The sequence below is a fragment of the Pseudomonas sp. TWP3-1 genome (genome assembly GCF_049896625.1).
Classification (GTDB): Bacteria; Pseudomonadota; Gammaproteobacteria; order Pseudomonadales; family Pseudomonadaceae; genus Aquipseudomonas.
The window spans coordinates 161,096-168,192 of sequence record NZ_JAFCUQ010000016.1; the positions used below are offsets into that span (position 1 = coordinate 161,096).

Sequence of the window (7,097 nt, forward strand, 5' to 3'; positions counted from 1 at the left end):
CTCGGGTTCTTCGGATTCGACCTTTTGCGAGCCTTATGCCGTTGCTTTTCAAACGCTCTCTGCTGCCCAAACTGCGCAGCTTTCCGCTGACCGCCGAGGCCGTGACCATCCTTCCCGGCGCCGCCGAGTTCCGGCGTTGCCTGCTGGAAAAGATCGCTCAGGCGACTCAGCGCATCTATCTCGTTGCCCTGTATCTGCAAAACGATGAGGCCGGTCAGGAAATCCTCGATGCCTTGCACGCCGCCAAACTCAAGCGCCCAGAGCTGGAAATCGCTGTGGTGGTTGACTGGCTGCGCGCGCAACGCGGATTGATCGGCGCCGGCAAGCAGCCGGGCAATTCGGCGTGGTATCAGGAAATGACCCGCACTCACCAAAGTGAAGTGCCGGTGTATGGCGTGCCGGTGCAGACTCGCGAGCTGTTCGGCGTGCTGCACTTGAAAGGCTTCGTGATCGACGATTGCGTGGTTTACAGCGGCGCCAGCCTGAACAATGTCTATCTGCACAAATTCGACAAGTACCGTTTCGACCGTTATCACGTGTTGCAGAGCCGCGAACTCGCGGACTCGATGCATCACCTGGTCAAGCACGGTCTGATCGAATCCAAGGCAGTGCATCGCCTCGATCTGCCGAACCTGCCGACCACCCGCAGTCTGCGCAACGACATCGGCGACCTGCGCAGCCGCCTCAAGCATGCGACCTACGACACCACGGCCGGCAGCACTGAGCATGTGGGCCTGTCGGTCAGTCCGCTGCTCGGCGTGGGCAAGAACAATCCGCTGAACCGGGTGATTCTCGAGCTGATTGCCAGCGCTCAGAAACAACTGACCATCTGCACCCCGTATTTCAACCTGCCGCTGGGGGTTATCCGCGAGATCAACCGCGCGTTGGCGCGTGGGGTGAAGATCGACATCGTGGTCGGCGACAAGACTGCCAACGACTTCTATATCCCGCCAACTGAGCCGTTCAAGGTGATTGCGGCGCTGCCGTACTTGTATGAGATCAGCCTGCGTCGCTTCGCCAAGCGTCATCAGCGCAACATCGACAGCGGTCAGTTGAACCTGCACTTGTGGCATGAGGGCGACAACAGCTATCACCTCAAAGGCATGTGGGTCGATCAGCGTTACACCTTGCTCACCGGCAACAACCTCAATCCACGGGCGTTCCGTCTGGATCTGGAAAACGCGCTGTTGATTGATGACCCGAAAGGCGAATGGATCGATCCGCGAAGTGCGGAGTTGGAGAACATCTTCGTGCATACCAAGCGGATTGTGCAGTTTGGGGATCTTGAAGCGCTGCCGGATTACCCGGCGGGGGTTGCGAAGTTTCTCAAGCGTGTGAGCCGGGTGCGGGTTGAGCGGTTGCTTTACCGGATTCTCTAAATAAATTCGGTAGATGTACCAAGGCCTCTGACGCCATCGCTGGCAAGCCAGCTCCCACAGGTTTTTGCGTCGTTCACAGCATTTGTGTACGACGCTGTCACTGTGGGAGCTGGCTTGCCAGCGATGAGGCCCCATCAGATGCTAAAGGCCTCAGTTCAGACCCAACTTCCCACGCAACGTGGAAAGGTCTTCAGCCAAGGTATTCACCGGCCCCACCAGCATCTTGCGATCACTGTCCTTGACCTTGTCATAAGTCTCAAACCCACCATCCCCGGTCTTGTACTTGGCCAGAATCCTGTTCACCGCCGCAAAGTTCTTGTCGACTTTGGCGATGAAGGCTTGGTCCTGCGTCTCGATCTGCGGGCGGAACAGGTCGACGATTTTCTTCGCGCCGTCGATGTTGCCCTGGAAGTCGTACAGGTCGGTGTGGCTGTAGCGGTCTTCTTCGCCGGAGATCTTGGTTGCCGCAACTTCTTCCAGCAGCGCAGCAGCGCCGCCGACGACTTTTTCCGGTGGGAAGGTCAGACCGGCCACACGCGTTTGCAGGTCTTTGACGTCTTTGTTGAGGCCGTCAGCCAAGTCATTCAGACCTTGGGTGCTTTTTTCCGAGAACAGCGAGTATTCGATGCGGTGGAACCCGGTGAAATCTTCGGCTTTCACGCCTTTCTCGTGGTCGTCGACGCGTGAGTCGATGGACGCATCGAGATCACTGAACAGCTCGGCGATCGGCTCGATTGACTCGTAATACACGCGGGTCGGTGCGTAGAGCTTTTGTGCAGTGGCCAGATCACCTTTCTTCACCGCGTCGGTGAATTGCTGAGTGTGGCTGGCCAGTTCATCCAGCTGTTCGGTGACGTAGATCTTGTAGTCCGAAACCGGCCCCACCAGATCCAGCGGCGCCGTCGCCGCAAAAGCCGAGAGCGGGGTGTTGAGCAAACCGAGGGTCAGCAATAGCGCGAGTGGCGTCTTTTTCATGGGGGCGGCTCTTGTCGTTGATTAGGCGGTGGTTTTTGCTTGTGTGGCATCGAGCAGCGAGCGACCGATGAAGTCCTTGTCGCCCGTGACGCCCGGCAGCGTGAAGAAGTAACCGCCGCCAACTGGCTTGAGGTATTCCTCCAGCGGCTCGCCGTTGAGGCGGGTCTGCACGGTGATGAAGCCTTTTTCCAGGTCGGCCTGATAGCAGATGAACAGCAGGCCCATGTCGAGCTGGCCGTTCTTGTTCACACCGTTGGAATAGTTGAACGGGCGGCGCAGGATCAGATTGGCCTGGCTCGCGGCAGTGCGCGGGTTGGCCAGGCGGATGTGCGCGTCGAGCTTGGTCAAATTGCCTTCGGGGTCTTTGCTGTAGTCCGGCACCTCGGCTTCATGCTGGCCGCCGATTGGCGCGCCAGTGGTTTTCACCCGGCCAAGAATGCTTTCCTGTTCCTGCAACGGCGTGCGGTCCCAGCGTTCGACGAAGTTGCGGATGATGCGCACCGCTTGATAGCTGCCATGCGTCGCCCACGCCGGTTCATCGCTGCCGGGTTGCACCCAGACGATGCGATCCATGGCCTTGCCGTCGTTCGAATCAGGGTTGGCCGAGCCGTCGCGAAAACCGAGAAAGTTGCGCGCCGATTGCGCCGGCGCACCGGGTTTGGCCGGGGCTTGCGGCGGCACGCTGCCTTCCTGTTTCCAGCGCACCAGCAGCAGATCCGGCAGGTTCTTGATGATGTCGCGCAGGGCGTGGATGTTGGTGTCGGCGCTATTCGAGCAGAACTGCAGACTCAGGTCGCCGTGACAGCAATCCGGGTCCAGCGCATCGTTGGGGAAACCGACCATGCGCACCAGACGCTTGGGTTTGGCCGAGGCCAGGCCGAAACGTTCGTCGAACAGCGATTCGCCGACCGAGACGGTAATAGTCAGGTTATCCGGAGTGACCACCGGACCGAGGATGCCGGAATCCGGCGGCGGCAGTTTCGGATCGATCTGTGCGACCGGGCCACCCGTCATCAGGAACGCGATGCGCTGGTTGAGGGTGCGAAACAGCCGCTCCAGATCTTCGCGGTCGCTGGCCAACACATCGAACGACACCAGCATGCCCGAGGCCGGACGAGGGGTGACGATGCCGCTCTGGCGCTGGCCATGAAAGTCGTGGCGGTCTCCAGTCTTGTCGCTGCTCGGGGCTTCGGTGATTTGCGCAGGCGCGGCGGCCATCGCCGGGCAGCTCAGGGCGGAACCGGCCAATGCGACACCTCCGGCGCCCATGCCCATCAAGATGCGGCGGCGTTGCAGGTTGAAGTGTTCGGAGTCATTCATCGCTATTCGTCTTCTGCTTACAGGCCGGAGAGGCCGAGGGCGGGATCAATTGCATCGAGCGTGTCGGCCAGGATTCTGGCCTTGTCGGCGAGTTGTTGGCGTTGCTCAGCGCTGACCGAGTCGTAACTGACGTAGCCGTCGTTGACCTTGAAGCTGTTCAGCGCCGTGTCGAAATCAGCCAGTGCGCTGTCGATCTTCGGCAGCAAATCGGCGGCGGATTTGACCAGCAGCGGACGCAGCAGATCGACGACTTTGTGCGCAGTCTGCTGATTGGCCGCGAAGCCGTTGAGGTCGCTGTGGCTATAACGTTCTTCTTCACCGCTGGCGGCGCGTACGTCGGCCAACGTGTTGAGATTGCGCACGACGATTTCCATCAGTTGCTCCGGCGGTAGCGATTGGGCGAGCAACTGCTGCTTGAGGCTGGTGACGTCGCTGAGCAGGCGCTTGGCGATCGGCGCAAGACCGTCGAGATTGCGTTGCTTGAACAGCGCGTATTCGATGCGATGGAATCCGATGAAGCCCGGATCCTGTTCGCGCTTTTCGAAGTAATCGGCGCGCGCATTGATGCTGTTGTCCAGTTCCGCCAGGCGTTGTGCGGCCGGGGCCAGACGCTGGTACGCCGCACGGGCCGGCAGATACAGAGATTGCGCCTGGGCCAGATCGCCACTCTCGATGGCTTGATTGAGCGCCGTCACGGCTTTGATCAGCGCGCTGCTCTGGCTCGCCAGATAAACGCGAAACTCCGAGAGCGGCCCGATGAACGCGACCATCGACGGTTTGGCCTTGGCGGCGGCATCCGAGGCGGCGGTCGGCGTTACGTGCAAGGTGCCACGCGGGTTGCTCAGCAAGCCGCAAGTGATCGCGTAGTCACCGGGTTGCAGGTTGGCGTTGATCACCTGGCTCAGGCCCGATGCGATGTTTTCGCGTTCTTCGACCACCAGCACGCCGTCGAGAATTTCCCATTCCACCGCGCGATCCGAGCGGTTGACGATGCGAAAACTCGCGCGTCCGGCCGGCACGCTCAAAGCGTTCGGCTCGCAGCTGTGCGGTTGGATGTTGACCACCACTTCGTCACGGTTGTGCTCACGCTTGGCTGCCGCCAGTTTCGAGGCGTAGTAGAACAGGCCACCGGCCGCGATCATCACGACCACCGAACCGGCCACCGCCCAGCGCAAGGCACGGGGAGGGGAGGCCTGGGGGATATTAGGCTTTGACATGAATGGCCTTATTGGATGGAAACGGAAGACGGTTGCGCAGCCGGCTTCGGTGCCGGCATGAAGAACATCACCAGCGCCACCAGCAGATAAATCACATACGCACCGAGGGTGCTGACAGTCGGCGCATCCTGATAACCGAACATGCCGGCCAGCACCGAACCCAACGGGCCATCCATCGGTAGTGTTGCGCTGAAGTCGAAGAGCACGCCTTGCAGGTGATTCCACACCCCGGCTTCATGCAGCGCCTGCACCGAGTTGGCGAGAATCCCTGCGGCCACCACCAGAATGAACAGCCCGGTCCAACGGAAAAACACCGACAGGTTCAGGCGCATGCTGCCGCTGTAGATCAGGAAACCGACGATGATCGCCAGAATCAGTCCGAGCAACGCACCGATTGGCGCTGCGGCGCCTTCGCTTTGCTGGAACACCGCGAGCAGGAAAAACACGGTTTCCAGGCCTTCGCGGGCGACGGCGAAGAACACCATGGCGATCAGCGCGATCACTTGATGTCTGGATGAGGTCAGCGCGTGATCCAGCGAGGCTTGCAGCGAATGCTTGATCGAGCGCGCAACCTTGCGCATCCAGAACACCATAGAACTGAGAATGCCCACGGCCACCAGCCCGACTACGCCTTCGAACAGTTCCTGCTGCTTTTGCGGAAACTCGGCGCTGACCAGTTCCAGACCACCGCCAACCAGCAATGCCAGCGCCGCCGCAAGGAAAACCCCAATCCACACGGCGGGCATCCATTGGCCGCGGCCGGTCTGTTGCAGGTAACTGGCGATGATGCCAACGATCAGCGCGGCTTCAATGCCTTCGCGCAGCATGATCAAAAACGGGACGAGCATTGGCCACCACAGGTGATTTAGTTAGGTGGCTAAGTTGTAACATAATGACACTCATTCCCATATGGTACTGATTGACATTAACCTGAACCTAAGCTGAACAACTCTGAAGAACAACCATTCTCATGTGGAGCCGGTCTCCCACAGGGGTGTGGGTTGTGCTTGAGTGCTGCGTTAAGATGCACGGCATTCGCACCAGCACAGGAATTGCCGCGCTCCATGTCGGAGAAAGACACCATCGCCATTCAACTGGTGCGCGAAGCACTGTTGCAAAGTTGCGCGCCGGGCGCGGCCATGGACGAAGTCTTGCGCAAGGTCGGCATCGATCCGGCGCTGCTGCTGAGCGATAACGGCCGCGTCCCAGCCTCGAACTACGCGCGCCTCTGGCGCCTCTTGGCCCGGCGCGGCGATGACGAGTTCTTTGGCATGGACCCGCGCAAGCTCAAGTCCGGCAGCCTGGAATTCCTCTGCCGCAGTGCGATGGCGCAACCGAATCTGGCGTCCGGTTTGAGCAGCGGGCTGAGTTTCCTGTCGCTGATGCTCGATCAATTGCCGGCTTTGCTGGTGCACCAGCAAAGCCTGGCGGAAATCGTGCTGCTGGAAGACGACCCCGAGCCGCGTCGCGCCTTCACCTACTTCACCTATTGGATGATCGTGCATGGCGTCGCTTGCTGGCTGGCGGGGCGGCGGATTCCGATTCTGGCAATTGAGCTGCGCTGTCCCGAACCGGATTTCTGCGCTGACTACCGGGTGATGTTCTCCGAAAACCTGCGTTTTGATCGGCCGCGCACGCGGATGATCTTCTCCGCTGATTGCCTGGATCTGCCGATCAAGCGCAGCGCCGAGGAATTGAAACGCTTTCTCGCGCATGCCCCGGCGAACATTCTGGTGAAGTACCGCGATCCAGAGAGTCTGGCCAGCCGCATCAAGCTGGATCTGCGCCAGTTGCCCGCCGAGCAGTGGCCGGAGACCGACACCCTGGCCCAGCAACTGTGCATGTCGGCCTCGACCTTGCGTCGGCGCCTGGCCGAAGAAGGGCAGACCTACCAAGGATTGAAGGACAGCGTACGCAAAGAATTGGCGATCACCTGGCTGGCAGAACCGACCATCAGTTTCGCCGAGATCGCCACCCGGCTGGGGTTCGCCGATGCGAGTTCGTTCTACAAGGCGTTCCGCAAATGGTCCGGCTCCAATCCCGGGCATTACCGCAGCCTGATCCTCAACGACGCCGACTGATCCGACGCCATCGCTAGCAGGCTAGCTTGTATGCTTGGTACTTGAAGGGAGGAGGAGGGACTAGGCTGGCTTCTGACTGTTGACGCAGTACAGATCCGTGGGAGATTTCGCCCCTCCTCCTTTCA

The 7,097-nt window shown here is 60.2% G+C and carries 6 protein-coding genes; 2 read left to right on the forward strand and 4 right to left on the reverse strand.

What is annotated here, in order from left to right; translation table 11 throughout:
* Nucleotides 1–35 precede the first annotated feature (35 nt).
* Nucleotides 36–1,379, forward strand: a complete 1,344-nt coding sequence (pssA, locus tag ACP7BN_RS21080) for a CDP-diacylglycerol--serine O-phosphatidyltransferase (RefSeq protein ID WP_426205925.1) — start codon at nt 36–38, stop codon at nt 1,377–1,379.
* Between the two features lie 150 nt (nt 1,380–1,529).
* On the opposite strand, the gene efeO (ACP7BN_RS21085) is transcribed toward pssA, so the two are convergent.
* From efeO (ACP7BN_RS21085) to efeU, 4 genes are read right to left on the reverse strand one after another with little or no spacing between them, the layout of a single operon-like run.
* The gene (gene efeO / locus ACP7BN_RS21085) at nt 1,530–2,354 is read right to left on the reverse strand and encodes an iron uptake system protein EfeO (protein ID WP_426205926.1); all 825 of its coding nucleotides are present in this window, start codon (nt 2,352–2,354) and stop codon (nt 1,530–1,532) included.
* A 21-nt stretch (nt 2,355–2,375) separates the two neighbouring features.
* Nucleotides 2,376–3,674: an iron uptake transporter deferrochelatase/peroxidase subunit gene (gene efeB, locus ACP7BN_RS21090; RefSeq protein WP_426205927.1), complete on the reverse strand. Its 1,299-nt coding sequence runs from the start codon at nt 3,672–3,674 to the stop codon at nt 2,376–2,378.
* Between the two features lie 17 nt (nt 3,675–3,691).
* A complete protein-coding gene (efeO, locus tag ACP7BN_RS21095; protein ID WP_426205928.1) occupies nt 3,692–4,891 on the reverse strand; it encodes an iron uptake system protein EfeO in 1,200 nt (399 codons plus the stop codon).
* A gap of 8 nt (nt 4,892–4,899) precedes the next feature.
* Complete coding sequence (gene efeU / locus ACP7BN_RS21100) at nt 4,900–5,739, reverse strand: iron uptake transporter permease EfeU (RefSeq protein ID WP_426205929.1); 840 nt, start codon at nt 5,737–5,739, stop codon at nt 4,900–4,902.
* Between the two features lie 216 nt (nt 5,740–5,955).
* Between efeU and ACP7BN_RS21105 the strand changes: the two genes are divergently transcribed.
* Nucleotides 5,956–6,972 carry an AraC family transcriptional regulator gene (locus ACP7BN_RS21105; protein ID WP_426205930.1) on the forward strand — a complete coding sequence of 339 codons (1,017 nt, stop codon included), beginning with the start codon at nt 5,956–5,958 and terminating at the stop codon, nt 6,970–6,972.
* The last annotated feature ends 125 nt before the right edge of the window (nt 6,973–7,097 follow it).